This window comes from Robiginitalea biformata HTCC2501, from assembly GCF_000024125.1.
GTDB lineage: Bacteria > Bacteroidota > Bacteroidia > Flavobacteriales > Flavobacteriaceae > Robiginitalea > Robiginitalea biformata.
On sequence record NC_013222.1, the window covers coordinates 2,632,798 to 2,658,704 of the forward strand.

Annotated in this window: 25 protein-coding genes; 14 read left to right on the forward strand and 11 right to left on the reverse strand. The window is 55.1% G+C overall.

Annotated elements, in window-relative coordinates; all coding sequences use genetic code 11:
• Positions 1-92 precede the first annotated feature (92 nt).
• Together RB2501_RS11690 and RB2501_RS11695 are read left to right on the forward strand one after the other, a co-directional pair.
• Positions 93-755 (forward strand): ABC transporter ATP-binding protein, encoded by a 663-nt coding sequence (locus RB2501_RS11690; RefSeq protein ID WP_015755039.1) that lies wholly within the window; start codon positions 93-95, stop codon positions 753-755.
• 6 nt (positions 756-761) lie between these two features.
• Positions 762-1,529 (forward strand): TIGR02757 family protein, encoded by a 768-nt coding sequence (locus RB2501_RS11695; protein WP_015755040.1) that lies wholly within the window; start codon positions 762-764, stop codon positions 1,527-1,529.
• Between the two features lie 19 nt (positions 1,530-1,548).
• Here the strand turns inward: RB2501_RS11695 and RB2501_RS11700 are convergent, their stop codons facing one another.
• The 4 genes from RB2501_RS11700 to RB2501_RS11715 form a co-directional block, all read right to left on the reverse strand.
• Positions 1,549-2,280: a fasciclin domain-containing protein gene (locus RB2501_RS11700; protein ID WP_041327223.1), complete on the reverse strand. Its 732-nt coding sequence runs from the start codon at positions 2,278-2,280 to the stop codon at positions 1,549-1,551.
• 5 nt (positions 2,281-2,285) lie between these two features.
• Complete coding sequence (locus RB2501_RS11705) at positions 2,286-4,196, reverse strand: cytochrome-c peroxidase (RefSeq protein WP_148214364.1); 1,911 nt, start codon at positions 4,194-4,196, stop codon at positions 2,286-2,288.
• Between the two features lie 70 nt (positions 4,197-4,266).
• Positions 4,267-5,793 carry a PhoX family protein gene (locus RB2501_RS11710; protein ID WP_015755043.1) on the reverse strand — a complete coding sequence of 509 codons (1,527 nt, stop codon included), beginning with the start codon at positions 5,791-5,793 and terminating at the stop codon, positions 4,267-4,269.
• 185 nt (positions 5,794-5,978) lie between these two features.
• Complete coding sequence (locus RB2501_RS11715) at positions 5,979-7,118, reverse strand: Gfo/Idh/MocA family protein (protein WP_041327811.1); 1,140 nt, start codon at positions 7,116-7,118, stop codon at positions 5,979-5,981.
• A 136-nt stretch (positions 7,119-7,254) separates the two neighbouring features.
• Between RB2501_RS11715 and RB2501_RS11720 the strand changes: the two genes are divergently transcribed.
• The 8 genes from RB2501_RS11720 to RB2501_RS11755 are packed head-to-tail and all read left to right on the forward strand — an operon-like array spanning position 7,255 to position 15,412.
• Positions 7,255-8,745: a S10 family peptidase gene (locus RB2501_RS11720; RefSeq protein ID WP_015755045.1), complete on the forward strand. Its 1,491-nt coding sequence runs from the start codon at positions 7,255-7,257 to the stop codon at positions 8,743-8,745.
• 12 nt (positions 8,746-8,757) lie between these two features.
• Positions 8,758-9,336, forward strand: coding sequence for a hypothetical protein (locus RB2501_RS11725; RefSeq protein WP_015755046.1), 579 nt, complete (start codon positions 8,758-8,760; stop codon positions 9,334-9,336).
• Between the two features lie 52 nt (positions 9,337-9,388).
• Positions 9,389-10,096 (forward strand): SGNH/GDSL hydrolase family protein, encoded by a 708-nt coding sequence (locus RB2501_RS11730; RefSeq protein ID WP_015755047.1) that lies wholly within the window; start codon positions 9,389-9,391, stop codon positions 10,094-10,096.
• A 57-nt stretch (positions 10,097-10,153) separates the two neighbouring features.
• Complete coding sequence (locus tag RB2501_RS11735) at positions 10,154-11,167, forward strand: glycosyltransferase family 2 protein (protein ID WP_015755048.1); 1,014 nt, start codon at positions 10,154-10,156, stop codon at positions 11,165-11,167.
• 46 nt (positions 11,168-11,213) lie between these two features.
• Positions 11,214-13,130 (forward strand): BatA domain-containing protein, encoded by a 1,917-nt coding sequence (locus RB2501_RS11740; protein WP_015755049.1) that lies wholly within the window; start codon positions 11,214-11,216, stop codon positions 13,128-13,130.
• Positions 13,127-14,380, forward strand: coding sequence for a dihydroorotase (locus RB2501_RS11745; RefSeq protein WP_015755050.1), 1,254 nt, complete (start codon positions 13,127-13,129; stop codon positions 14,378-14,380). Before RB2501_RS11740 ends, RB2501_RS11745 begins: the two co-directional genes overlap by 4 nt.
• The gene (locus RB2501_RS11750; protein WP_015755051.1) at positions 14,380-14,736 is read left to right on the forward strand and encodes a membrane protein; all 357 of its coding nucleotides are present in this window, start codon (positions 14,380-14,382) and stop codon (positions 14,734-14,736) included. The genes RB2501_RS11745 and RB2501_RS11750 overlap by 1 nt, the downstream gene beginning before the upstream one ends.
• A gap of 16 nt (positions 14,737-14,752) precedes the next feature.
• A complete protein-coding gene (locus tag RB2501_RS11755; protein WP_015755052.1) occupies positions 14,753-15,412 on the forward strand; it encodes an alpha/beta hydrolase in 660 nt (219 codons plus the stop codon).
• Here the strand turns inward: RB2501_RS11755 and RB2501_RS11760 are convergent.
• On the reverse strand, positions 15,406-15,903 hold the full coding sequence (locus RB2501_RS11760) for a hypothetical protein (protein ID WP_015755053.1): 498 nt from the start codon (positions 15,901-15,903) through the stop codon (positions 15,406-15,408). The two genes, RB2501_RS11755 and RB2501_RS11760, sit on opposite strands and share 7 nt — an antisense overlap.
• Positions 15,904-15,906: 3 nt before the next feature.
• Positions 15,907-16,674 carry an MBL fold metallo-hydrolase gene (locus RB2501_RS11765; RefSeq protein WP_015755054.1) on the reverse strand — a complete coding sequence of 256 codons (768 nt, stop codon included), beginning with the start codon at positions 16,672-16,674 and terminating at the stop codon, positions 15,907-15,909.
• 87 nt (positions 16,675-16,761) lie between these two features.
• Here RB2501_RS11765 and RB2501_RS11770 point away from each other — a divergent pair, with 87 nt between their 5' ends.
• The gene (locus RB2501_RS11770; protein WP_015755055.1) at positions 16,762-18,237 is read left to right on the forward strand and encodes a hypothetical protein; all 1,476 of its coding nucleotides are present in this window, start codon (positions 16,762-16,764) and stop codon (positions 18,235-18,237) included.
• 52 nt (positions 18,238-18,289) lie between these two features.
• Here RB2501_RS11770 and bcp read toward each other — a convergent pair whose 3' ends face one another.
• Positions 18,290-18,742 (reverse strand): thioredoxin-dependent thiol peroxidase, encoded by a 453-nt coding sequence (gene bcp / locus RB2501_RS11775; RefSeq protein WP_015755056.1) that lies wholly within the window; start codon positions 18,740-18,742, stop codon positions 18,290-18,292.
• 46 nt (positions 18,743-18,788) lie between these two features.
• Between bcp and nth the strand changes: the two genes are divergently transcribed.
• Entirely contained in the window at positions 18,789-19,454 is a 666-nt protein-coding gene (nth, locus tag RB2501_RS11780) for an endonuclease III (protein WP_015755057.1), read from the forward strand.
• Between the two features lie 71 nt (positions 19,455-19,525).
• Here the strand turns inward: nth and RB2501_RS16275 are convergent, their stop codons facing one another.
• The 4 genes from RB2501_RS16275 to RB2501_RS11790 form a co-directional block, all read right to left on the reverse strand.
• A complete protein-coding gene (locus RB2501_RS16275) occupies positions 19,526-19,669 on the reverse strand; it encodes a hypothetical protein (RefSeq protein WP_015755058.1) in 144 nt (47 codons plus the stop codon).
• A gap of 73 nt (positions 19,670-19,742) precedes the next feature.
• Positions 19,743-20,324: a sigma-70 family RNA polymerase sigma factor gene (locus RB2501_RS11785; RefSeq protein ID WP_015755059.1), complete on the reverse strand. Its 582-nt coding sequence runs from the start codon at positions 20,322-20,324 to the stop codon at positions 19,743-19,745.
• Between the two features lie 283 nt (positions 20,325-20,607).
• Positions 20,608-20,748 (reverse strand): hypothetical protein, encoded by a 141-nt coding sequence (locus RB2501_RS16280; protein WP_015755060.1) that lies wholly within the window; start codon positions 20,746-20,748, stop codon positions 20,608-20,610.
• Between the two features lie 70 nt (positions 20,749-20,818).
• Positions 20,819-21,400, reverse strand: coding sequence for an RNA polymerase sigma factor (locus RB2501_RS11790; RefSeq protein WP_015755061.1), 582 nt, complete (start codon positions 21,398-21,400; stop codon positions 20,819-20,821).
• A gap of 243 nt (positions 21,401-21,643) precedes the next feature.
• Here RB2501_RS11790 and uvrA point away from each other — a divergent pair, with 243 nt between their 5' ends.
• Together uvrA and RB2501_RS16140 are read left to right on the forward strand one after the other, a co-directional pair.
• Positions 21,644-24,421, forward strand: a complete 2,778-nt coding sequence (gene uvrA, locus RB2501_RS11795; RefSeq protein ID WP_015755062.1) for an excinuclease ABC subunit UvrA — start codon at positions 21,644-21,646, stop codon at positions 24,419-24,421.
• Positions 24,422-24,550: 129 nt separating this feature from the next.
• Positions 24,551-25,903, forward strand: coding sequence for a hypothetical protein (locus tag RB2501_RS16140; RefSeq protein WP_015755063.1), 1,353 nt, complete (start codon positions 24,551-24,553; stop codon positions 25,901-25,903).
• Positions 25,904-25,907 lie beyond the last annotated feature (4 nt).

Below are 25,907 nucleotides of genomic sequence, written 5' to 3' on the forward strand. Positions count from 1 at the left end.
CCGGTTTTTGGCCCATGCCTGCGGGTACTTAGGCGGAATTGATTTTGCGGATTCTGGCCGAATAGTTACTTTCCCCGTCGGAATAAGACCCAATGATCAGCGCTGCAAATATTCACAAGTTTTACGGGGACCTCGAAGTCCTCAAAGGGGTCGACCTGGAGATCGGGGAGGCTGAAATCGTTTCCGTGGTCGGGGCCTCCGGGGCGGGCAAAACCACCTTGTTGCAGATCCTGGGCACCCTGGACCAGCCGGCCCCCGGGTACGATACCCGGGTAACCATCGCCGGGCAGGACATTACAGGTCTCGGGGAGAAGCAGATGGCGCGGTTTCGCAATGAGCGGATCGGGTTTATCTTTCAATTCCACCAGCTGCTGCCGGAATTCACTGCCCTTGAAAACGTCTGTATCCCCGCGTTCATCCGGAATACGGAACGAGCGGAAGCCGAAGCACAGGCCCGGGAACTCATGGAATTTTTGGGGTTGGGCAGCCGGATGGACCATAAGCCTTCCCAACTCTCCGGAGGGGAACAACAACGGGTGGCCGTGGCCCGGGCCCTGATCAACAAGCCCGCGGTTATATTAGCCGATGAACCGAGCGGGAACCTGGATTCCGCCAGCGCCGACCGCCTGCACAACCTGTTCTTTGAACTCCGGGACACCTATGGGCAGACCTTCGTCATCGTCACCCACAACGAGGAACTTGCCGGAATGGCGGACCGGACGCTGACCATGGTGGACGGGCAAATTGTTTCCTGACATCTCATGACCCTCAACGAAAAACGCGAATTCCTGGATGCCAAAGTATCCAGCTACCAGCAGCCGGAATTCCTGGAAACCGACCCGATTCGCATCCCGCACAGCTTCCGCCGCAAGGAGGACATCGAAATATCAGGATTCCTGGCGGCCACCATTGCCTGGGGCAACCGGAAGAGCATCATTCGCAGCGCCAACCGGATGATGGAGCTCATGGGGCAGGCACCCTTTGATTTCGTCATGCAGGCAACTCCTTCCGACCTCGACAGCCTGGACGGATTCGTGCACCGGACATTTAACGCCGATGACCTCCGCACCTTTACCCGCGCCCTCCGGCATATCTACAGCGAACACGGCGGCCTGGAAGGGGTTTTCACCAAATACGCCCCTTCAGGCATGCAACCCGCCATTTCCAGGGTCCGCGAACATTTTTTTGAAATCCCGCATGCTCCCCGCACCCGGAAACACTTCTCGGACCCGGCGCGCGGATCGGCGGCCAAGCGGCTGAACATGTTTTTGCGCTGGATGGTCCGCCCGGCATCCGGGGGCGTGGACTTTGGCTTGTGGAAAAACATCCCCCCGGCAATTCTCTCCTGCCCCCTGGATGTGCACAGCGGCAAGGTGGCCCGGGCCCTCGGCCTGCTCAAACGCAAACAAAACGACGCCCGGGCCGTGGCGGAACTGGACACATCCCTGCGTAAACTCGACCCGGTAGACCCGGTCAAATACGATTTCGCCCTGTTCGGCCTTGGGGTGTTCGAAGGGTTTCCCTCCTGAACGGGCAATTGAAAACCAGCTAAAACAGGTAATCCCGGACAACTTCCGGGACCAGGATCTTATCGATCCGGTAGATATAGCCATTGGAAGCCTCCAGAACAGCGAGGTCCATGTAGGATTTCCGCAGGAATCCGTCCATCACATACCAGCCTTTGGCATCCTGGCCTACCCAGATAGTTTCGCCGGCAAGTAACGTGGGGATTTGCCCTTCAGTCAATTGCCCGACAGCAATCGACCGGGATGCAACATGATAGGCCACCAGCTGCTGAATCGCCTCCTTTTCCAGGGATGACTCAAAATCGGCAAAGCCGTTATACGGATCGCCCAAGCTCTCAAAAAGCTCGTCAATGGCTGCATTGGTCGGGGCAAATACCGTATAATCCCCCCCGGTATCTGCCAATAATTCATGCAACTCGGGGGAAATTACCATGGCTTCCACAAACCGGGCCAGGTCCTGCTGATCCTTGAGCAGCTCGCTCAGAAGCGGTAAATCGTCCCGAGCCGTATCCGGATCAGATGCTGAACCGGTTGACCCTTCGGCATTTCCGGAGCCTTCATTATTGCCGGATTCCGCTTCCCGGCCGGAATCTTCGTCTGCATGCTCACCGCCTTCCACCTCCCCGCTTCCTGCGTTCTCTGTGGTTGGGGCCTCAATATAAAGCGTGTCCTCCGGGTTTGTCCCGTCTGAGCAGCCGGTAATAACAAATGCCGCTATCAGGCAGCATACAAAAGGTAATAGTCTGTACCACATAATTTTCACAGGTTGGGTGATTGCTTTTGTTTGGCGTCCGGGGAAGGTGGCAGGTCGTCCAGGGTCCGTATAAATGCGGTCAGGTCGGAAATTTCCCGAGCCGTGAGCTGCAATTCGTCAAATGGGAGCGTTTGGTGCTCCAGGTCGAATCCCAGGCCTGTGCCCCCGCCGAGGTTGTAGAATTCGATGACCTGCTCCAGCGTGGCATACACGCCGTTGTGCATGTAGGGCGCCGTTTGGGCCGCATTTCGCACCGTTGGGGTTTTGAACATCCCCAGGTGGATGGGTTCCTCAAATTGGGTATAAAAGCCCGGGTCCGCATCCCAGGCGGCATTGGCCGCAGTTTCCGGGACGCCAATCACTTCTTTTTCAGTTTCCAGGAAAAATGGCGGCACGGTCCCGTTGGTGAGTGGCAGGAAATGACAGGTTGCGCAAAGCGCTTTGCCTGAAAACAGGTTGAATCCGCGTATTTCCGATTCGGTTAATGTGGTTTCTTCCCCGCGAATATTCCGATCGAAACGGGAATCCATCCCGGTTAGCGTACTGATATAGGCCGATAGCGCCTTGATAACTTCCCGGTTTCGGGTGGGTACGCCTGAATAGGCTTCCTCAAAGAGGCGTATATAGGACGTGTCCTGTAAGATGGCATCCGAAAAGGTATGGACACCGCTGTCAAACTCCTTTTCATTTGTAAATACGGAACGGATTTGTGCCATAATATCATCTGAGCGGCCATCCCAGAAAAATGCCTGCTGGAAGATTGAATTCACCAATGTGGGCGTGTTTCGTTCCAGGGGCAGGCCAACGTTATCCGGACTGGCAACCCGGCCATCTGCCCATGCCTGTTCGGGCAAATGGCAGGATGCACAGGACATGGTTCCGGATTTTGACAGATTGGGGTCGTAAAAGAGTTTTTCACCCAGAAGTACCTGGGCATCCGTAATCCGGCTATTATTAACCGGCATAAAAAAAGACGCATTGAAGCTGTCCGGCTCAAAAAATGTTGGGGCGTCCATATTAAATGGCCCCGCTTCTTCCCCGTCCCAAAGTCCGCTGGCCTTGCGAATGGCAACCCAGGCACGCATCATCGGATTGAAACGGTCCCTGAGGAATTCATACCGGTTAAAGGCCATAAAATCCCTGCCCGATCGCAGGTAAGCAACAGCATCCTGAAGCGCACTCACAAACCTGTCGTCCAGGCCAGGCTCCGTCTGCCGGATTTGGCGTTGCAGGACGATTTCATATACCTGCAGCATACTTTCCAGGGAAACTGCTGCTTCATCCAGCCCCCATAAGCTCACCGGCGTATCAAACCCGGTAATAGATAAACTGGCCACACGCATGAGTTGCTGGTGCTGGGAAATAAAATACCGTTTGGGGGTCGGGGGGTGTTTTCGTATATAGCCCAATAAATTTCGCAAAAGTCCCCGGGTAATCCGGATCTCTTGATAGAGCGCCCCAGGGTATGTTTCGCCTTCAAATAGCGTTTCCTCAACCTTTTGTAAACCCAGGGGTTGCAGTACCCGCTGACTGTCGTCGGTGAAAACCGGCAGGGCCGGACCGTTGGCCCGATGCCCAATCTCCGGGTTGAGATAGGAGCCGTAGGCCTCTGCTCTTTTAAACGCCCGCCTCGCCTCGCGGAAAACGCTGCGCAGGACAGCTGAATCGGTGGTTTTGGATGCATGCAACACAGCCATTGAATCCAATAGTCGAATGGCTGTCTCCATTTGCCGTGCATAGTAGGCCTGCGCCCCACCCCATGGATATTCATCTGAAAAATTGTCGGTGGTGGGAGCCGGAACCGATAGGTCTGCTACTCCGGCTGCCGTACCGTGCAGGGAAGAAGGGCCTTCGCCGCATCCCCAAAGTAAAAAGGCACAGGCAGGCAAAGTTAAATACAGAAGGAGTCTGTACATAAGGCTCGTTTTATGTATTGAAAAGCCCCCATGCGCAGATGGGGGCCATTTCGGTGATTGATTCAAGCAATTATCGGGGAAGCCCCTTCAAAATAACGATCTGCGACCCCTGGTCGTCTTCGCGCGCTCCCGCTTCGAGGGCATCGGCCCGGGTTTCCATATCGTGGCCATCCAGGCCTTTGAAAGCATCGCTTTCCCAATAGTGTGGCTGCAAGGCCAGCAGGAAAGTGCCGGGTATCCCCACCTTATCAGAAATGTCGGTTAGCGCCCCAAACTCCCCGCTCAAACCTGTACTCCCGGTAGGATCCAGTTCCTGCCGCACTTCGAGCTCCAGAACCACCTTGGCATTGTTGCCGTCCAAATCGGTCTGATAGATGTAGGCTGCATGGCCCCTGTCAAAACTGTTCGGGTCTTCCTGTAAATAGATATAGTTTTCGGTTACGGCGATATTGTCCGGGCTTTGAAGCAGCGGCAGGTTCCCATCCATGTTGTTGGTATCCGTATTCCCGCTGATTATCTGGGTGAGCTTGCCGGAGAGCGGGTTTTGCGGGTCCAGCTGCAGGCGATAGGCTGTACCCCAGTCATTATAAGTGCCCCGGCCAGGACCGCGGCCAGTGACAGCGACAAATACATTTCTGCCATTCGCGTCGTTGCCTTTTTGGTAATCCACATCTTCCACACGCATGAATGCGGTGGCCCCTACGGCAATACAGGCTTCCTCCATTTCATCCTTGGTAAGGGCTGCCCCATCCGCTATTTCTACAAACTCCACATCGTAGGTAATTCCGAAATCCAGTTCTCCCTCGTTGTGAACAATCCCCGCTTCGCAGGTCATTTTACCACCATTGCCATCGGAGATTTCTTTCAGGCGAAGTACATATATTTTCCCGCCGGATAAATCCGCATCTCCATTTTCGGATAGGTACATGGTAATCTGGCCTTCCGAATTGCTGGAGTCATCGTCCCCGCCGATGATGACTGTTTTACCCGGGTACGCATTCTTTGGAAGGGGTACGGCATTCTCCCAGGAAAATTCGCCCAGGGCGTCCAACCCGAAATCGGCCGTGGGCGTTGGATTGGCCGTGTAGGGATCGATACCCTTTACGTCGTAGTTAAAACTTTCTGAAGCCGAGAGGAACAGGTCCTGGGATCCGCCATGGATGGAACTTTCCCACATGGTACCGGAACATTGGCGGGCAAAATCGTCCACGCCCGAATTGAGCAAATACTCCCCGGTTAAGGGATTCAGATTTTTGTCCAGATGGATGCGGGCCACTGCGTAATCGTCCTCGCAGTTGACGATATAGATATAGCCATCGCCATTTTCGAGGAATCCGGCACCGTCGGCGGCACCCGCCAATTGGAAACCGTTATCCAGGATATCCGTGGTACTCAGCAGGGAATAGGCCGAAACCTGTGAGAACTCCGGCCGGATACTAACCAGTGGGGTGAGTCCGGATTTGTTTTCGAAAAGGGTGCCTTCCGGGCTGTCGTCCGAACCATGACCTCCGCCATCGCCGAGGAAATCGTCCAGTTTGGAACAGGAAGTAAAAAGAAGGAGTCCTGCTCCCAGTGCTGCTTTCAGGTGTGCTTTCATAATTTCAAGAGAGGTTATTTGTTAAATGCTTCTCAAAATTACGGGCTGCACCCTGCAAAGTACGTAAAGCAAAAAGTGTCTTTACTTGACGATTATATCAACCAAACGTTAAAAATATTAATTGAATGTTAGTAGTTCGGGACGTTAGCTGAACTTAATGTAAACCCCATTGTCAATAACCCGGCTCACCCCCCGAAACCGTAGCCTTCCGGGATGTCTAGCGGTATGGTCCGCCCTCCCTCGCGGATCGAACGGTAGATGGCCTCTACGATGATCATATCCCGGCGGCCCATTTCTCCCGGTGCCAAATTCGGCGCCCCTTCCAGGACGTGGCGCGCAAAGTCGTCCATTTGCAGTTTTTGCTGGGATTCGTGTGGAAACTGGATGGGCCCGTCCGAGGTCCGGCCGCTGAGCGGGCCGTAGTTGTTTGCCGGCTGCAGTTCAAACCAGCCCGAATCGCAGGAAGCGTACATGCGGTTGGCGTTTGCGTTATGGGATGTCATCACCGAGCCGACAACGCCGCCTGGAAAGGTAAGCTGCGCCAGGATGGTTTCGTCCGTATCCTTGAAATATTCGGGCCGCGTACTGAATTCCTGTGCACTTACGGCCACCGGGTTCCTCCCGCAGCCGTAAATACAGCTCTGGATGGCATAAACCCCCATATTCATCAATGCCCCACCGCCTGAAAGGGCTTTATCAAGCCGCCATTGATCCGGGTTGCCCCTGGAGATATAGGCCGCTTCGCCCATGACGTATCGGACCTCCCCAAAGGTTTTCTCCCGTACCAGGCGCTTGACCTCCTGCGTATAGGGCTCCGAATGCAATCGGTAGCCCATGCCGAGTTTTACCCCCGCAACTTCACAGGCTTTGATAATCGCGTCGCACTCCGCTACGCTGATGCCCATGGGCTTTTCGCAAATGACGTGTTTCCCGGCCTGGGCCGCGCGGATAGCGTATTCCGCGTGCATGCTGTTGGGCAACACCACATAGACCGCATCGATAGCATCGTCCCCGGCAATGCTGTCAAAGTTTTCGTAGTTGTAGACGTGCTCCCCGGGGATGCCGTACTGGCTCATCCAGCGGGAAGCCTTGGAAGGCGTTCCGGTGACAATTCCGGCCAGGTGGCAGTGGCGGGTTTCCTGCAGGGCCGGGGCCAGTTGGTAGGTGCTATAGCTTCCGAGCCCTACCAGGGCGATGCCCAGGCTCCCATTCTCCTGCCCGGCCGCACCCATGCCGCAAGCCAGCGGCAGGTTGCCCATCAGGAATGTGCCGGCAACGCCCCGGGAGAACCGGTTGTTAAACGTACGGCGGGTAATAGATTCCATATCCTGCATTTTTTATAAAGATACTAAAGAACCGCTGAAAAGGCCCGGCCGGGAACGCCAATCGGGAATTCTCGCGGGTGGAGGGCGGCAACTTCCCAAAAAGCCTTATTTTTAGTTCGCTAATTCAAATACCGACATGACCAAAAAGACTACCCTGCTCCTGTTATTCCTCGCTGTATTTTCCAACCTGGAAGGCCAGGAGCGCAAATTGCCCATCGATACCACCGTAGTCACCCAGCACAGCGTGACGATCAACGGCGAAAACATTTCCTATACCGCGGAAACCGGTACGCAACCTGTATGGAATTCCACCGGGGACCCCATCGCTGCTCTTCATTATACCTATTATACCCGGAACAACGTCCGGGACCGGGCAGCGCGACCCCTGCTGATTTCCTTTAACGGGGGCCCGGGCTCCGGATCCGTCTGGATGCACCTGGCCTATACCGGGCCACGGGTGCTGAAGATCGACGACGAGGGGTATCCCATACAACCCTATGGCGTGGACGCCAACCCGTATTCTGTGCTGGATGTGACGGATATCGTATACGTGAACCCGGCCAATACGGGGTATTCCCGAACCATCCCTGAAGAGGGAAAGGAAGTGGACCGGGAACACTTTTTCGGCATCAACGCGGATATCGCCTACCTGGCCGAGTGGTTGAACACCTTTGTGACGCGCCACAATCGCTGGCGTTCGCCCAAGTATATCATCGGGGAGAGTTACGGGGGCACCCGGGTGATGGGATTGTCCCTGGCCCTGCAGAACCAGCAGTGGATGTACTTAAACGGCGTCATTATGGTATCCCCTGCCGATTACAAAGTCATCCGCGTGGGCGGCCCCGTGAGCAGCGCGCTGAACCTGCCCTATTACACCGCGGCGGCCTGGCACCATAAGGCGCTGCCTCCTGCACTCCAGCAAAAAGACCTGTTGGAAGTGTTGCCGGAATCCGAGGAGTTTACCATCAATACGCTGATCCCCGCAATTGCCAAAGGCGGGTTTATCGAAGCCTCGGAGCGGCAGGCCGTGGCTGAGAAAATGGCCTATTACTCCGGGCTCGAGAAGAAGGACATCCTGGACCTGAACCTGGACGTGCCCACCTCCTTTTTCTGGAAGGCCCTGCTGCGCGAAAAAGGGGGGTATACCGTCGGCAGGCTCGACAGCCGCTACCTCGGGATGGATAAGACGCTGGCGGGCATGCGCCCGGATTACAACTCCGAGATCACCTCCTGGCTGCATAGTTTCACCCCCGCCATCAATTACTACCTGCAGGAGGAATTGAATTTTAAAACGGATATCAAATACAATATGTTCGGACCTGTCCACCCCTGGAACAATGAAAACGACAACACCCGGGACGACCTGCGCCAGGCGATGGCTCAAAACCCTTATTTGAACGTGCTGGTACAGTCCGGATATTACGACGGAGCCACCACCTACTTCAACGCCAAATACACCATGTGGCAAGTAGACCCGAGCGGGCGGATGAAGGATCGGTTCGAATTCAAGGGCTATCGCAGCGGCCACATGATGTACCTGAGGCGGGAGGATTTAAAAAAGGCCAACGACGACCTGCGCAACTTTATATTACGGACGCAAGCCGATGGAAAAAGTGCGAAATACTAAAAAGTTGATTCGATGAAAACCCGGATGTTTTTTCTTATGGCCCTGATGGGGCTGCAAGCCATAACCGCCCAGAACATACCGCCTGCCGATTGGCAGATACGCACGGCCCTGCTTGCCGTACCGGAAGATTTCAGGGAAGGTGCCGCCGTACTGGGCTATTCCCGGGACGGGACCCTGGTAACCCTGAAGGAAGGGACCAATGCGTATATCGCCCTGGCGGACGACCCCTCGGATGACCGGTTCTCAGCGGCTGCCTATCACCGGGAATTGGAACCCTTTATGGCCCGGGGCAGGGAACTGCGCGCTCAGGGAAGGGACGGAAAGGAAATCTTCGATATCCGGGAAGAAGAGGTAAAGGCCGGGAAACTCGCCATGCCGGATAAGGCAACGCTTTGCGTATTCAGCGGTACGGTAGACGAATCCACCGGGGAAATCACCGACGGATATGTGCGCTATGTGTTTTATGTACCCTTTGCAACCGGGGAATCCACCGGGTTACCCACTACTCCGACCCCTCCCGGCCACGCCTGGCTCATGGACCCGGGTACGCATCGGGCGCATATCATGATCACGCCCCCGAAAAATGAGTAAACGACTAACAGTTGGCCTCTACCGGGGCCGGCCACTATCTGAACAGACTACCATGAAAACACGGATACCTGCTACACTGGTTTTATTCGCCTTATTCACTATCGGCAATTATCAACAGGCCGTTGCCCAGGACTGGGCAGACCTGGAACACTTCCGGGAAGCCAATAAGGCTTTGGCACCCCCGGCCCCCGGGGAAGACCGGGTAGTTTTTATGGGGAATTCCATCACCATCGGCTGGCTGCACAAAGTGCCGGAATTCTTTGAGGGCAAGCCTTATGTAAATCGCGGCATCAGCGGGCAGACCACCCCGCAGATGCTCCTGCGTTTCCGGCAGGATGTCCTGGACCTGAGCCCCAAAGTGGTGGTGATTTTGGCCGGGACCAACGACATTGCCGGGAATACCGGCCCGATGACCCTGGAACAAATCCTCGACAATTTAAAGTCCATGGCGGAACTCGCCCTGGCCAACGGGGTGGAACCCGTACTTTCATCGGTACTGCCCGCCTACGACTACCCCTGGCGTCCGGGTCTCCAACCGAATATCAAGATCCCGAAACTCAACGCCATGATCAAAAATTATGCGGCCCTGAGTGGGATAGTCTACCTGGATTATTTCAGCGAAATGGCGGATTCCCGAAACGGGTTGGATAATACGTTGGCTACCGACGAGGTCCACCCGACGGAAAAGGGGTATCGCATGATGGCTCCCCTGGCAGAAGCCGCCATTGCCAAAGCCCTGGCAAAAAGAGCTTCCCGCTAGCCTATTCGGTTAGGGGTCCCCGGGCCCTGTGCAACCTGTATTTACCGACCCTGCCACATGCCTTTGAAACAGCCGCTGGTCAGCATATTGATGCCTTTCAGGAATACCGGTCACTTTCTGGGTGAATGCCTGGATTCCATCGGCAGACAGTCCTACCCGCATTGGGAACTCCTGGCGGTGAACGACCATTCTTCCGATTCGAGCCGGGCCCTGTTAGAAGCAGCTGCACGCAACGACCCGCGCATCCTTGTCCAGGACAACCCGGGGTCCGGGATCATCCCGGCCCTCCGCAAAGCCTATGCCTCGAGTAGCGGCCAGTTGATAACCCGGATGGATTCCGACGATCGGATGGCCCCGGAACGACTGGGCACCATGTCCCGGCAACTCCTTGAATCCGGGAACGGACACATAGCCCTCGGGCTGGTCCGATATTTTTCGGACCGGGGGATTTCGGATGGCTACGCCCGGTATGAGGCCTGGATCAACGGGCTTTCCCGGACGGGGTCCAACTTTACCGAGATCTACAAGGAATGCGTCATCCCCTCCCCATGCTGGATGGCCTGGCGTGAAGACCTGGACGCGTGCGGCGCCTTCCGGCCCGATCGCTACCCGGAAGATTACGACCTCACCTTTCGTTTCTACGAAGCTGGGGTCAACTGCCTGCCTGCCTCGGAGGTCCTTCTCCATTGGAGGGATTACGATGCGAGGACCTCCCGCAATTCGGAACATTACGCCCAGAATTACTTTCTGGATATCAAAGTCCATTACTTTCTTAAAATCGACCGGGATCGTTCCAGGCCCCTGGTGCTTTGGGGGGCCGGGTTCAAGGGAAAAAAAATCGCCCGGCTGTTGCAGGAGGCCGGGGAGCCCTTTACCTGGGTTTGCGACAACCCCAGGAAAATCGGGAAGCGGATTTATGGGGTAATGCTCCGAGATTTCCGCGGCATCTCGGGGGTGGAAAGCCCGCAAAGCATCATCACCGTCGCCAACGACCAGGCGCAGAAGGAAATCCGGGAATTCCTGGAATCACTGGGCCATCAATCCGCCCGGGATTACTTTTTTTTCTGTTGAGCCGGACGATCACGAATTGGCTATATTTGGGGAATCAATCGCCACTATGCTGCTGAAGTATCCGGAATTGCTATGGGGTTTGCTCTTATTGATCATCCCGATCCTGATCCACCTGCTCCAACTCCGACGCTTCCGAAAAACCGCATTTACGAATGTCCGGCTGTTGGAAAAACTCGCTGTGGAAGCCAACCGCAGCAGCAGGCTTAAAAAATGGCTTTTGCTATTTTGCCGATTGGGCCTGATCGCCGCTTTGGTGGTGGCCTTCGCCCAACCCTATCAGGCCAAAGAAGATGCGGGTACATCACGGGAAATCGTTATTTATCTGGATAATTCGTTCAGTATGCAGGCACCCGAAGGCCAGACGAGCCTGATGCAGCTTGCCGTCCAGGAACTCCTGCAAAACCTGCCCCCGGAATTTGAATGTGCCCTGCTCACCAACGACCGCCAATTCAGCCGGAGGAGCCTGGAGGCCCTCAGGGAACCGATGCTCAACCTGGGCTACACCCATTTGCAACCCGATGCGCCTGCACTGGCCCTGAGGGCCCGGAATTTATTTTCCGGGGACCCCGGTGTAATCCGGGAATTCTGGATGATTTCGGATTTTAACGGGCTGGATCCCGGGCTGATCGATACGGCGGGGGTATCCGAGCTGCACGTCCTTCCGTTGCGCCCGGAGGTCCGATACAACCTGTCCATTGATACGGCCTATATCCGGGACCGGAGCGCGGAACTGGTGAACCTCGAGGTGGCGGTATCCGCGGATGACCCGACCCGGAACCAGCCCCTCTCGCTCTACAACGGGGACACCCTGCTGGCAAAAAGCGCCCCTGAGCTAGGTGAAGACGGACGGGGCATGGCCGTTTTCAGCCTGCCTGCCGGGGCCTCCATCCAGGGGGCTGTCAGGGTGCTCGACGAAGGGCTCGCATACGACAACAACCTCTACTTCAACCTGAATCAACCCCCGAAAATACGGGTATACAGCCTGGGGCCGGGCCCCGGGGATTACCTGCGCCGCATCTTTACGGAAGATGAATTTGATTTTCGATCAAGCGGCATACAGGAGGCGGATTTCGGAAACCTGGAATCCCAGCACCTGGTAATTCTCAACGAAGTGCCGGACATTCCGGCCCCAATGATCGAACTCCTGGAGGCTTTTATCCGGGATGGGGGCAACCTGCTGATCATCCCTGCCAGCGACCTGGAATTGCCCGATTACAATTCCCTGCTGCGAACCACAGGCATGGGCATTGCCGGCCGTGTGGACGGGACCAATCGGGTTACCGGAATTTCATTCGGGCACCCGCTATTCCGGGATGTATTTGAAGGGGAAGTCGCCAATTTTGAATACCCTTCCGTCCAATCCTATTTTACATTGTCCGCCCAGGGCAGTGCAGTTCTCGAATTCCAGAACGGGACACCTTTCCTCACAGCCAGCGGGCGCACGTACCTCTTTACAGCCGCCCTGAACCCGCAGAACAGCAATTTCAGGCAATCCCCGCTCATCGTCCCCACTTTTTACGCCATCGGCAGGAACAGCCTGCCCTTTCCGGACCTGTATTACACCATCGGGCAACCCGCCCAACTGGAACTCGACCAGCGACTGGGGGAAGACCGAATATTTCGGCTTCGGGGACCGGATTACGAATTTATACCGCGCCAACAGGCTTTTGCCCGCAAAACCCGACTGATCTTTGGGGAAGAACCCGCCCGGGACGGCAATTACACGGTGTACCAGGATGACGCCCCGGGGCAGACAGTCAGTTTCAACTACCCCCGGGCGGAAAGTCGGGCAGCACCGCCCCTGCCGGAGTTCCCCGGGTTTGTAACGCGCCATCCCGATGCTGCGGACCTGATTGGCCGATACCAAAATGACACGCGCATAACGGCTCTTTGGAAATGGTTTGTTATTTTAGCGCTGTTATTCGTCCTGGCAGAAGCGATTCTCCAAAAAACCCTTCGATGAGCCTACTCATAAAATCGGCTGTCATCCTGGATGCAAGCCAACCCGGGCTGAACCGGAAAAAACGCGACTTGTTGATCGAGGGCGGTCGCATCAGCCGGATTGCCTCCCGCATCGACCCCCCAAAAAATTGCCGGACGCTGACCTTCCCCAATTTGCACGTTTCCCCCGGCTGGTTCGACAGCAGCGTAAGTTTTGGGGAACCCGGGTTTGAGGAGCGGGAGACCATCTCCAACGGATTGGCTGTAGCGGCGGCATCCGGGTTTACGGGCGTGGTCCTGAACCCGAACACCCGCCCCGTGCCGGACACGAGCGGGGATATCGTATTCCTCAAGGACGCCTCCCGCAAGGCTGTGACCGAACTCTATCCCATGGGTGCCCTGAGTATGGGGTCCCGGGGCGAAGACCTCGCGGAACTCTACGACATGCATGGTGCCGGGGCCGTGGCGTTCAGCGATTACAAAAACGCCGTTTCCAACCCGAATCTGTTAAAGCTGGCCTTGCTGTATACCCAGGGATTTGACGGCTTGGTCCACTCCTTCCCCCAGGATGAACACCTCGGGCGAAAAGGACAAATGCACGAAGGGGAAGTATCTGTGCGGCTCGGCTTGCGGGGAATCCCTTCCCTGGCGGAAGAGCTGCAGATTGTCCGGGACCTGGCCATACTGGAATACACGGGGGGCCGCCTGCATATCCCGATGATCTCCACAGCCCGCTCGGCGGCTCTGATCGGTGCTGCCCGGAAAAAAGGCCTGGATGTCACCTGCAGTGTCGCGATACACAACCTGGCTTACACAGAAGAGAAGCTCGAAAGTTTTGACAGCGCCTACAAGGTGCTGCCCCCGCTTCGAACCAAAAAGGACCGCAAGGCGCTTCAAAAGGCCCTGGCGGAGAATATCATCGACTTTGTAACCACCGACCACAACCCGATGGATATCGAAGAAAAGCGGCAGGAATTCGACCGGGCCGCCTACGGAACGCTTGGGTTGGAATCTGCTTTTGGTATCCTCAACAAATTATTTGGCACGGACCGCGCAGTGGATTTCCTCTGTCGCGGGCGCAGCAGGTTCGGCGCCCCGGAGGTGCTGATGCGAGAAGGCGAACGCGCCGTTCTCACGCTATTCGATCCGCAGTCCACATATACGTTGGAAAAGGACCACCTCGGGTCTGCTTCAAAAAATTCGATGTTCCTCGGCGAAGAACTGCAGGGCAAGGCTTATGGGGTCGTCGTCGGATCCAGAACCAACCTGTAATGGCCAGGCCTCCCAAACAAGCCCGTACGATTGCCGTAGTGGCCTACCTGACCCTGGTCGGAGCGCTCATTTCCATCAGTATGAATGCGGAGCCCAAATACCCCTTTGGCCGCTTCCACGCGCGGCAGGCCTTTGGCCTGCACCTGGCTTTTATCCTCAGCGCCCTGTTAATCAGCCTGGTATTTGAGCTTTTCAACCAAATGAGTTTCTTCGTGTTCTCATCCGTTTGGTTTGCGTTGTACGCGGGCTATTTTGTTCTGTGGATATACGGTTTTGTGGCTGCATTGCAGGGAAGTCAAAGACTTGTACCTTTGGTCGGCCGGGCGTTTCAACGCTGGTTTACGTTTATTTCCTGAAGCCCAATCCCTTCCTATGCATACACAATCCCTGAGCCTCGAACACCTGATACGCCCTGCCGCCGGTCAAGGGGGCCACGCGCCGGCCCTTTTTATGCTGCATGGTTACGGCAGTAATGAGGAGGACCTGTTTTCCTTTGCAGGAGAGCTGCCTGCAGACCTCTTTGTAATTTCCATCCGGGCACCCTATGACCTGGAGCCATTTGGCCATGCGTGGTATTCCATCGATTTTTCCGCGGACAAAGGGAAGTGGAACGATGTGGCGCAAGCCCGGGAATCCCGGGAAACCGTCCGGAACTTTATCCGGGAAGCTGTCGAGGCCTATGGGTTGGACACCGGGCGGATCAGCCTGTTGGGATTCAGCCAGGGGACCATTCTGAGTTACGCCCTAGCCCTCTCCTACCCGGAGGCGTTTCGCAATGTCGTCGGACTCAGCGGGTACATAGAGGCGGAAATGCTGGTAGACGGCTACCGGGAAAAAGATCACAGCCACTTGCAGGTTTACGCCTCGCACGGCCAGTTGGACATGGTAATTCCGCCCGCGTGGGCCCAGATGGTACCCGGCTTCCTGGACGAGCTTAAAATTTCGAATACCTTTGAGGAATTCCCGGTAGGCCATGGCGTCAGCCCCGATAACTTCCAATCGTTCAACCAGTGGCTCTCCCGGCGCTATTGATGGCTGCGGGCGTAAAGCAGGTGGTCCAGGACCGTAAAATCAATGCCCAGGTCGTCTTTTAGCTCGTACTCGATCAGTAATTCCCCCCAATATTTCCCGTCGGAGAAATCCGCGAGGATCCACCGGTGGTTCAGGACTTTGATCTTGTTGATTTTGAAGTCGTTTTCCATGCCTTCATAAGGCACCAACGGGTTGTCGCCCCGGGGTTCGTTGGTTTCCAGAAGCCTATCGGCAATATATCGGGAGGGGTTCTCCAGTTGCAGATGGTCGTAGTACACCAGGGCATCGTCGTTGTTTTCGAGGCTGAAATACTGCATATCGAGTACCTCCAGGCGGGAGGTTTCCAGGGAATCCTCCAGGGCTTCTACCTGCCCCCGCAATGCCTGGATTTCAGATGAAGCCTCGGCTACCTTCCGGTTTCCCGAAAAGGCCAGGTACAGGGCAATCAATGCGGCAAATAGAAACAGGTAGCGATAGATATTCTTTTGCATGGTTCAAAGAGTTAGCGTTAGGTTGTCATGGGCCAGGTGAACGCGGTCCGGCAAGCGGGATTCCACCTCGGCGTGGAAGCCCATCCGGTGGCTGATATGGGTCAGGTATGCCCGTTCGGGGCCAACGCTTTCAATAAAGCCCAGGGCTTCTTCCAGGTTGAAGTGCGAGTGGTGCGGTTCAAGGCGCAGCGCGTTAACCGCCAGAACCCGCACACCCTGCAACCGGGCAGCTTCCTCCGGTTCAATGGATTTGACGTCCGTCAGGTAGGCGAAATCCCCAAACCGAAACCCAAATACCTGCAACCGGTTGTGCCAGGCCTCCACGGGCGTCACCCAGTGGCTGCCCAGGCGGAATGCCCGTCCTTTTTCGATGGTATTTACGGCTACTGAAGGGGCCCCGGGATATCGGTTCTCATCCGTGAAAATATAGTCAAAACGACGCTGCAGGGACGCGATGACCCGCGGGTGGGCGTAGATGGGGATGTCTCCCTGCCGGAAGAAAAAAGGACGGATATCGTCCATTCCCGCCGTGTGGTCCGCGTGTTCGTGTGTAAAGAGGATGCTGTCGAGCCGGGTTACCTGGTTGGCGAGCATCTGCTGGCGGAAATCCGGGCCGCAATCCACCACGCAATTATACCCGTCGTCATAGGTGATCATTACCGAAACCCGGAGCCTCTTATCGCGCGGGTTCTCGCTGAGGCAAACCGGATCGTCGCTCCCGATTACGGGGATGCCCTGGGAGGTTCCGGTGCCTAAAAAGGTAATCTTCAACCGCGCGTTTATTTGCTTCAAATTTATAACATATTTATTACTTGGAATGCGGCATCTTTTTATCTTTGTTTGTTGAAAGCGACCCCTATGGCCACTGTTCAGAAGAATGAATTCGCATTTGAGAATATCCCCTCCATCAAAGCCAAGACGCTTCGGATCAATCTCAACCCGGACATCTACGGAACATTCGCAGAAATAGGGGCCGGCCAGGAAACGGCCCGTCATTTTTTCAGGGCGGGCGGGGCTTCCGGGACAATCGCCAAGGCGATGAGCGCATACGACAAAGCCTTCAGCGATGCGATCTACGGCCTGGAGGAAGACGGGAGGTATGTCACCCAGAGCCGCCTCAAAAAGATGTTGTCCCACGAGATGAAGCTCATGGAAGAGCGCATCAGCCGGGACCGGCACCCGGACCGCCTCTTCTTTGCCTACGCCAATACGGTGGCCACCATTGATTTCTCCAAGCGTTATAAAGGTCACGGCTGGGTGGGTATCCGTTTCCAGTTAGATCCCAAGCAGAAGGAATTCGACGAAATTGTCCTGCATATCCGATTCAAGCAGAACGAGGCCCGGTTGCAGCAGGAAACCCTGGGCATTGTAGGGGTTAACCTGATCTACGGGGCCTTCTACAAGCACCACAAGCCGCGCAAACTCCTGAAATACCTCTACGACCACATCGACAAGGACACCCTGGAAATCGACATGGTGAATTTCAGCGGCCCGAATTTTGACCATGTGGACAACCGGCTGATGAGCCTGCAGCTTATCAAAAACGACATGACGGACGCCGTCATGTTCGGGGCAGACGGCAACAACCTCCTCCCGGCGGCCGTCCTCTACAAAAAGAACATCCTGGCACTCAGGGGCAGTTTCCGGCCTGTGACCAAAGTCAATATGGATATGTTCCAGAAATCTTACGACATATTCATCCGGGAACAGACTGTGGAGGAGGAAAACACCATTGTCATCTTTGAGATCACGCTTACGAACCTGCGGTCATCCGGAGAGATAGACGAGCAGGATTTTATGGACCGGGCCGAGTTGCTGTGTTCCCTCGGACACATGGTGATGATTTCGAAATTCTCCGAGTATTACAAGCTGGTGGAGTACTTCAACAACTACACGAAGAATCGGATAGGATTGACCATGGGGGTCAACAACCTGATCGATATTTTCGACGAAAAATATTACCGCCACCTGAGCGGGGGCATCCTCGAGGCCTTCGGGAAACTCTTCTTCAAAGACCTGAAGGTATACCTCTATCCGATGAAGAACCCGGAGACGGGGCAGATCATGACCAGCAACAACATTAAGGTGCACCCGCGGATGAAGGAACTGTACAAGTTCTTCAAATACAACGGGAAGGTCATGGACATTATCGACTACGACCCGGACATCCTGCATATATTCTCAAGGGACGTGCTGAAGAGAATCACTTCGGGCGAAGAGGGCTGGGAGGAGATGCTTCCCGGGGGAATTGCGGAAATGATCAAAGAGAAACAGCTCTTTTTAGCGCAAAAAGCCCAGGCAGATAAAACCCCGGCCGAAAAAGCAGACAAATAAATAAGCCGGGGAGTCCCCGGCCTGATCCTTTCAGCGTATTCCGTTTTTATCCCTATTCGAGAATCTGGGCTGCGTGATCCTTGGTCTTCACCTTGTCGATGACGCGCTCCACAAGGCCGTCCTCCCCGATAATAAACGTTTTTCGGTGGATGCCCTCATATTCGCGGCCCATAAACTTCTTAGGCCCCCAGACTCCGAATGCGTCGATCACGGTCCGGTCCTCATCGGCAATCAACGGGAATGGAAAGCTGTACTTATCGCGGAATTTGGCCTGTTTCTTCGGGGCATCCGCGCTCACCCCCACCAGGGCATAGCCGGCGTCCTTGAGTTCGGCGTAGTGGTCGCGCAGGTTGCAGGCCTCGGCGGTACATCCCGGGGTATCTGCTTTCGGGTAAAAGAATACTACCCATTTCTGCCCTTTGAAGTCGGAAGTTGAAATCGGGTTTCCGTCTTGATCGGGAGCTGTAAATTCCGGTACTTTATCCCCGGCTTGCAAGGTTTTCATGTGCTATCTTGTGTGTTTATTGATTTTTATGTAAAGTTAAACATAAATGACCAGAAAAGAAAAAGCTGCTTATATTATCGACGTGCTCGAATCCATTTACCCGGAAGTGCCTGTCCCGCTCGATCACCAGGACCCCTACACGCTGCTGGTAGCCGTCCTGTTATCCGCCCAGAGCACGGATGTGCGTGTCAACCAAACCACTCCCCTGCTCTTTGCCCGTGCCTCCACCCCGGAGGACATGGCCAAGGTGCCGGTGGAAGAAATCCGGGATATTATCCGTCCCGTAGGACTTTCCCCAACCAAGGCAAAGGCGATCAGGCGGTTGTCGGAAATACTGGTTGAAGAACACGGCGGCCGGGTCCCCAGGGACCTGGAGGCTCTCGAACGGCTGCCTGGGGTGGGGCATAAAACAGCCAGTGTCGTGGTTTCCCAGGCCTTTGGCATCCCGGCTTTCCCCGTGGATACACATATCCACAGGCTCATGTACCGCTGGGGGCTATCAACGGGAAAAAACGTGGTGCAGACCGAGAAGGATGCCAAACGCCTCTTCCCGGAGGAACTCTGGAATAAATTGCACCTGCAAATTATCTGGTATGGCCGGGAATATTGCCCGGCCCGTGGCTGGGATCTGGAAAAGGACGTGATCACCCGGAAAATCGGAAGGAAATCGGTGTTAAAAGATTACGAAAAGAAAAAAGGGGGGCGTAAGTAATTCGTGGCCCGCAAAGGCAACTTGCGGCAGGCGGTATAAAAAAAGGCCCGCCGAGGCGGGCCTTTGAGATTTTAGTTGAGGTTCGATTCAAACTGGAACCCCTGGTAACCCAGTACATGCAGGGATCGGGAGTACTGCATCAGGAAGGAAATTGTCTCCTGCTTTACCCGAACCAGTTTACATGCATCTGTCTGACTTGCGTAAATTTTTTCCATATGCTTAGAGTTCGTTACAAGAATATAACGCAAGCGAAATGGAAATATTGCTCGGCAGGGAATTGCCCGGAAACTAGTTGGTCAGTACAATCTTGTTTTTCTGGATAATCTTGCGCAGGTTGATCAGCGCATAGCGCATCCGGCCCAGGGCCGTATTGATGCTCACGCCGGTACACTCGGAAATTTCCTTGAAACTCATATCCTTGTAGATACGCATAATCAGGACTTCGCGCTGGTCGTCCGGCAATTCGTCAATGAGCAGGCCCAGGTCGCTGTCTATCTGGTCTTTGATAAGTTGCTTTTCGATGTTTGGACGGTCGTCTCCGATTACCGAGAAGATATTGAAATCCTCCCCGCCCTCAAACTTGGGCATCCGCTTGTTTTTACGGAAATGGTCGATAATCAGGTTGTGCGCAATCCGCATGACCCAGGGAAGGAATTTCCCTTCTTCACTGTAATTCCCCTTCTTCAGGGTCTTGATGACTTTAATAAAGGTATCCTGAAAAATATCCTCCGTAATATCGCGGTCCAGAACCTTGGAGTAGATAAAGCTGGTAATGCGTTGGTTGTGCCGGTTGATCAGGATCTCGAGGGAGCGCTCGTCGCCGCTGATATAATCCCTAACCAGGGCTGAGTCGTCGATCTGTAGTTCCATAGAGCGTACTTTAGTTTTTAATCCAGGACCTTGTTACAGGACATCTGAAGGTTGGTTACCGATTGGGTTATCGTGTCTGCCGTTCAAACACAATTTAAAAGTAGCCAAAGGCCCTGCTGATGGAAAAACTATGTTGTAAAACGCTCGATTCTTGATGTCAAAGGCGAATTTTGACATTTCTCGCCCCGGGGTGGGTGGAAGTTACCTCCGGGGTTCCGCCTCGGGACCGGGCATAAAAAAGGCCCCGGAAAGGGGCCGTGGTCTATCTTAAACGGACGTATTGTCAATTCAGGTTGTTCTCGAAATCCATCCCCCGGGAGGAAATAACAGAAAGGGATTTGGAGTAATCCAGAAGGAACCGTACGGTTTCCTCTGAGGTGGTTACGAGTTTACATCCGTCCTGGGTTGTGTAGCTGTGATCCATAGGCTGCTGTGTTTGGATAAAATAACGCAAACCAATGCAGCACCCGTGTTTCCGCTCGACCTATGGCCAATTAATTCGTTAAAACTATATTGTGCTCATCGATGAGCTTCCGCAGGTTGATCAGCGCATAACGCATCCGGCCCAGGGCCGTATTGATACTTACGCCGGTATTTTCGGCTATTTCCTTAAAACTCATGTCCCGATACATCCGCAACTGCAGAACCACCTGCTGGTCCTCGGGCAATTCGGCAATCAGGTCTGCAATATCCGTTTCAATCTGCTCCTGGATCAGTTGTTTCTCCGCATTGAGGCGGTCGTCCTGCATGATGGAAAAAATGCTGAACTCCGGGCTGCCTTCATAGCGCGGCATCCGGTTGCTCTTCCGATAGTGGTCGATGACCAGGTTGTGGGCAATCCGCATCACCCAGGGCAGGAATTTGCCCTCTTCATTGTACTTGCCGAGTTTCAGGGTCCGGATGACCTTGATAAAGGTATCCTGGAAGAGGTCTTCGGTTACCTCCCGGTCGTAGACCTTGGAGTAAATAAAAGAGGAGATCCGCTGATTGTGGCGATTGATGAGTATTTCCAGTGACCTTTCGTCACCGTTCAGATAGTTCTTGATCAGGATAGCATCGTCTGCCTGGTGGTCCATACAACTTACTTTTTTGGTAATTCCTCCCGTCCACGAAGTTCGCAGAGGCAGGGATTTGGGTTACATTTTCAAAAAAGTAATCGTGTTGTATAGGCAGCGCTTATTATATCATAGAATGCCCAAATATAGGAATTTTTTAACGTTGGCAAAAAATATGATTCGGGATCGGGCGGGTATTCAGGTGGATCAAGCGCTTCGGTATGCCCCTGGCAAATCGTATCTTTGCGCCTCATTCCATCGTATATGCCCGCACCCGTCCAAGCCGATCCCAGGCAAAATATCCTGATCCAGGGAGCCCGTCTGCACAACCTGAAGAATATCGACGTGGTGATCCCGCGCAACCAGCTGGTGGTCATCACCGGGATGTCCGGCTCGGGCAAATCGAGCCTGGCCTTTGACACCCTGTACGCCGAGGGCCAGCGTCGCTATGTGGAAAGCCTGTCTTCCTATGCCCGGCAATTCCTGGGGAAACTGGACAAACCCAAGGTAGACCAGATTCGGGGTATCGCCCCTGCCATTGCCATCGAGCAAAAAGTAAACTCCACCAACCCCCGGTCTACGGTGGGCACCACCACGGAAATCTACGACTACCTGAAACTGCTGTATGCTCGGGTGGGCCGCACGTATTCCCCCGTTTCCGGAGAGGAAGTGAAAAAGGATCGGGTATCGGACGTAGTGGATTTCGTCAGGTCCTTTCCGGAGGGAAGCCGGCTGTTGTTGCTCGCCCCGCTGCGGATCCCGGAGGAGCGCGAGGTTTCCAAATCCCTGGAATTGCTCTCCAAACAGGGCTATGCGCGCATCAAGCACCAGGGGGAGGTGGTGCGGATCGACCCGGATCTCGAAGGTGTGGGTCGGGAGTTTGAGCTGGTGGTAGACCGGATCGTGGTGCGGGAAGGAGAAGATTTCCTGAACCGCCTGGCAGGAGCCGTCGATACCGCATTTTTTGAAGGTAAGGGGGAATGCTATGTCGAATCGCTGGCCGATGGGACGCGTACGCCTTTCAGCAATAAATTCGAGCGGGACGGGATGCAGTTCCCGGAGCCCAATGTCCACCTTTTCAGTTTCAACAACCCCTATGGGGCCTGCCCGAAATGCGAGGGGTACGGGGACGTCATCGGTATCGATGCGGACCTGGTGATTCCCAACACCGGGCTATCGGTTTACGAAAACGCCATTTTCCCCTGGCGGGGCGACAGCATGGGATGGTACCGGGACCAACTGGTCAACTCGGCCTACAAATTCGACTTCCCCATCCACAAGCCCTGGTTTGAGCTCAGCGAGGAACAGCAGGCCCTGGTTTGGGAAGGAAATGAGCATTTTACCGGCCTGAATGCGTTTTTTGCCAAGCTCGAGGAAAAAAGTTACAAAATCCAGAACCGGGTGATGTTGTCCCGTTACCGGGGCAAGACGCGTTGTTCCGTATGCCGGGGGCGTCGCTTGCGGAAGGAAGCCGAATACGTGCGTATTTACGGTAAATCCATCTCGGATCTGGTGGAAATGCCCCTGTATAAATTGCAGGCGTATTTTGACGAACTCGAGCTCAGCGACCACGATTCCCGCATCGCCCGGCGGTTATTGACCGAAATCCGGAACCGTCTCGCCTACCTGATGCAGGTAGGGCTCGGATACCTGACCCTGAATCGCAAATCCAACACGCTTTCCGGAGGAGAAAGCCAGCGCATCAACCTGGCGACATCCCTGGGCAGCAGCCTGGTGGGCTCCATGTACATCCTGGACGAGCCGAGCATTGGCCTGCATCCGAGGGATACGGAAAACCTGATCGGGGTACTGGAATCCCTGCGCGACCTGGGGAATACAGTGATCGTGGTTGAACACGACGAAGATATGATGCGCGCCGCAGACCGGATCATCGATATCGGGCCTGAAGCCGGCACGCACGGCGGCCGGGTTGTAGCCGAGGGCACCCTGGGGGATATCCTCGCTTCGGATTCTTTCACCGCCCGGTACCTGAACGGCAGCCTGAATATCCCGGTCCCTGCACGCAGACGGCCCCCCCGAGGGCATATCGACATCCTGGGGGCACGGGAACACAACCTGAAGAACATCGACGTTCGGATTCCCCTGCAGGTACTCACGGTGATTACCGGGGTCTCTGGCAGCGGGAAAAGTACGCTGATCCGGCGCATCCTCTACCCGATGCTCCAAAAGGAGTTGGGAGGCTATGGCGAAAAAGCCGGGCAGCATACGGAATTCAAGGGGGAGTTCCAGTTTGTCAAATACGTGGAGATGGTAGACCAGAATCCCATCGGGCGGTCGTCCCGGTCGAACCCGGTTACCTATATCAAAGCCTACGACGACATCCGCAACCTCTATGCCGCCCAGAAACTGAGTAAACTCCGTGGTTATAAATCCAAACACTTCTCCTTTAATGTGGACGGCGGCCGATGTGATAAATGCAAAGGGGATGGTGAGATTACCGTGGAAATGCAATTCATGGCCGATGTTCATCTGGAATGCGACCAGTGTGGCGGCCGGAGGTTTCGCAAGGAGGTGCTTGAAGTTAAGTTCGAGGGCGCCTCCATCGCGGACATCCTGGAAATGACCGTTTCGGATTCCATCGAGTTTTTCAAAGAGCACAAACAGGAGAAGATTGCGGCCCGCCTGCAGCCCCTGCAGGATGTCGGGCTGGGATATGTCACCCTGGGCCAGCCCTCCTCCACCCTATCCGGGGGGGAGGCCCAGCGAATCAAACTGGCCTCGTTTCTCGGCAAGGGACAGACCCGGGACAAGGGCGTGTTCATTTTTGACGAGCCCACAACCGGGTTGCATTTCCACGACATCCACAAATTGCTCACCTCCTTCAATGCGCTCCTGGAAAAAGGCCATTCCATAGTGGTCATCGAACACAACATCGAACTGATCAAATCTGCCGACCACGTGATTGACCTGGGGCCGGAAGGCGGGGATAAAGGGGGGCAGATAGTTGCCTTCGGAAGTCCTGAGGAAATCGCCGCACACCCGGATTCCCTCACGGGCCGCTATCTGAAGGGAAAACTCTGAGTTATTTCATTCTACATCAACACACTGATTTACAGTTGTTTAAATTAGTTTTTTGTTTTTTGGCACGCTAATTGTACCTATTCGGGCGGTATGTAAATAGTTACATCCGGAATCTTAAAACCGAATACGATGAAAAAGTTTCTACTCATTATAGCGGCCATACTGACGGGAGCAGCTAGCCCTGTCGCCGCCAGCACAGACGATAAGGTTGCGCTTCGCAATGCCTTCAACTTTGGCAACTCTTTTATTTTTGTCGAGAACGGTATTACGTTTTCGGTATATCCGGATGGCGAATTTGATTTTTATATCAACGACCGCGTAAACGTAAACGCCCATGTGGGGGTTGGCCCCATCGGGGTGACCTTTAACTCCGGGTATAATTACAACCCCTATGTGCAGTACGATGACTACGGGGCCATCATCCAGGTGGAAAATATCCCGGTATACTACGACTACTACGGTCGCGTAAGCCGTATTGGCGGTGTGGATATCCTGTATCGCAACGGCCTGGCCTACCGGATTGGCGGGATGCGCATCTTTTACACCCCCCGTGGGATCTACGACTACCACACCGGGTTTATCAACGTGTATAACAGGGCGTATGTATTCCGCCCGTGGCACCGCTACTTTGCCCGTCCGGCCGTTGGGTTCTGCATGGTCTATAACCGTCCTTACCGGAGGTTCTACCGTCCCATCCGCTATACGTATTACCGCCCGTACAGGTACAACAACCGCAGGGCGTATGCAGCGGTTGGCAGGACCTACCGCCACGCCCCCCGGGCAGAGCGTACCCGGATCTACCGGAACGACCGGCGCGTAGCCGTACGCAACGACCGGGTACGAAGCAACAGCCGCGTAGCCGTACGCAACGACCGGGTACGAAGCAACAGCCGCGTAGCCGTACGCAACGACCGGGTACGAAGCAACAGCCGGGTTATCCGCAGTGCGAATACGGATGTACGCAGGAACCAGCGCTCCAACGCCACTTCGGTTCGCAGGCAAAGTGCCGCCCGCCAGGGTCAGCGTGACATACGAGGCAACCAACGGGCAACGCGAAGCAATACCTCTGCCCAGTCCCGTCGGAACACTCAGGATACGCGCACAGTAAAGCGCAGCAGCCGGGAAGTCCGCACGAGTCCGGTTGGAAACACGGTACGCAGCAGCCGGACGACTACGGTACGCAAAACGGAGGCGCGCCGGCCGGTGCCGCAGCGGGCGTCCAGGAGTACGGTAACCACACGGAAATCAACAACCGTTAAGCGCTCGACCGCCTCCCGGAAGGCACCCCAGGCGCACCGTAGTGCAACGGCGCGGAAAGCGCCCCAGGCCCGTCGCAGTGCCCCGGCCAGGCAAGCACCCCAGGCCCGTGGGAAGACCGCTTCCCGGACGGTTCGAAAGTCGGCCGTAAAAAGCAGCCGGCGCAGCGGCTCAGCCGTACGGAGCGGATCGCGTAGCAGAAGCAACAATCGCGGATCGCAATAGAAAA

Coding starts and splice junctions, on each gene's coding strand:
- RB2501_RS16140 (WP_015755063.1), top strand. CDS start 24,551: ATGAAAAAGTTTCTACTCATTATAGCGGCCATACTGACGGGAGCAGCT.
- RB2501_RS11730 (WP_015755047.1), top strand. CDS start 9,389: ATGAAAACACGGATACCTGCTACACTGGTTTTATTCGCCTTATTCACT.
- RB2501_RS11695 (WP_015755040.1), top strand. CDS start 762: ATGACCCTCAACGAAAAACGCGAATTCCTGGATGCCAAAGTATCCAGC.
- RB2501_RS11740 (WP_015755049.1), top strand. CDS start 11,214: ATGCTGCTGAAGTATCCGGAATTGCTATGGGGTTTGCTCTTATTGATC.
- nth (WP_015755057.1), top strand. CDS start 18,789: ATGACCAGAAAAGAAAAAGCTGCTTATATTATCGACGTGCTCGAATCC.
- RB2501_RS11710 (WP_015755043.1), bottom strand. CDS start 5,793: ATGAAAGCACACCTGAAAGCAGCACTGGGAGCAGGACTCCTTCTTTTT.
- RB2501_RS11715 (WP_041327811.1), bottom strand. CDS start 7,118: ATGGAATCTATTACCCGCCGTACGTTTAACAACCGGTTCTCCCGGGGC.
- RB2501_RS11785 (WP_015755059.1), bottom strand. CDS start 20,324: ATGGAACTACAGATCGACGACTCAGCCCTGGTTAGGGATTATATCAGC.
- RB2501_RS11750 (WP_015755051.1), top strand. CDS start 14,380: ATGGCCAGGCCTCCCAAACAAGCCCGTACGATTGCCGTAGTGGCCTAC.
- RB2501_RS11700 (WP_041327223.1), bottom strand. CDS start 2,280: ATGTGGTACAGACTATTACCTTTTGTATGCTGCCTGATAGCGGCATTT.
- RB2501_RS11705 (WP_148214364.1), bottom strand. CDS start 4,196: ATGTACAGACTCCTTCTGTATTTAACTTTGCCTGCCTGTGCCTTTTTA.
- RB2501_RS11745 (WP_015755050.1), top strand. CDS start 13,127: ATGAGCCTACTCATAAAATCGGCTGTCATCCTGGATGCAAGCCAACCC.
- RB2501_RS11725 (WP_015755046.1), top strand. CDS start 8,758: ATGAAAACCCGGATGTTTTTTCTTATGGCCCTGATGGGGCTGCAAGCC.
- RB2501_RS16275 (WP_015755058.1), bottom strand. CDS start 19,669: ATGGAAAAAATTTACGCAAGTCAGACAGATGCATGTAAACTGGTTCGG.
- RB2501_RS11770 (WP_015755055.1), top strand. CDS start 16,762: ATGGCCACTGTTCAGAAGAATGAATTCGCATTTGAGAATATCCCCTCC.
- RB2501_RS16280 (WP_015755060.1), bottom strand. CDS start 20,748: ATGGATCACAGCTACACAACCCAGGACGGATGTAAACTCGTAACCACC.
- RB2501_RS11720 (WP_015755045.1), top strand. CDS start 7,255: ATGACCAAAAAGACTACCCTGCTCCTGTTATTCCTCGCTGTATTTTCC.
- RB2501_RS11735 (WP_015755048.1), top strand. CDS start 10,154: ATGCCTTTGAAACAGCCGCTGGTCAGCATATTGATGCCTTTCAGGAAT.
- RB2501_RS11755 (WP_015755052.1), top strand. CDS start 14,753: ATGCATACACAATCCCTGAGCCTCGAACACCTGATACGCCCTGCCGCC.
- bcp (WP_015755056.1), bottom strand. CDS start 18,742: ATGAAAACCTTGCAAGCCGGGGATAAAGTACCGGAATTTACAGCTCCC.
- RB2501_RS11760 (WP_015755053.1), bottom strand. CDS start 15,903: ATGCAAAAGAATATCTATCGCTACCTGTTTCTATTTGCCGCATTGATT.
- RB2501_RS11690 (WP_015755039.1), top strand. CDS start 93: ATGATCAGCGCTGCAAATATTCACAAGTTTTACGGGGACCTCGAAGTC.
- uvrA (WP_015755062.1), top strand. CDS start 21,644: ATGCCCGCACCCGTCCAAGCCGATCCCAGGCAAAATATCCTGATCCAG.
- RB2501_RS11790 (WP_015755061.1), bottom strand. CDS start 21,400: ATGGACCACCAGGCAGACGATGCTATCCTGATCAAGAACTATCTGAAC.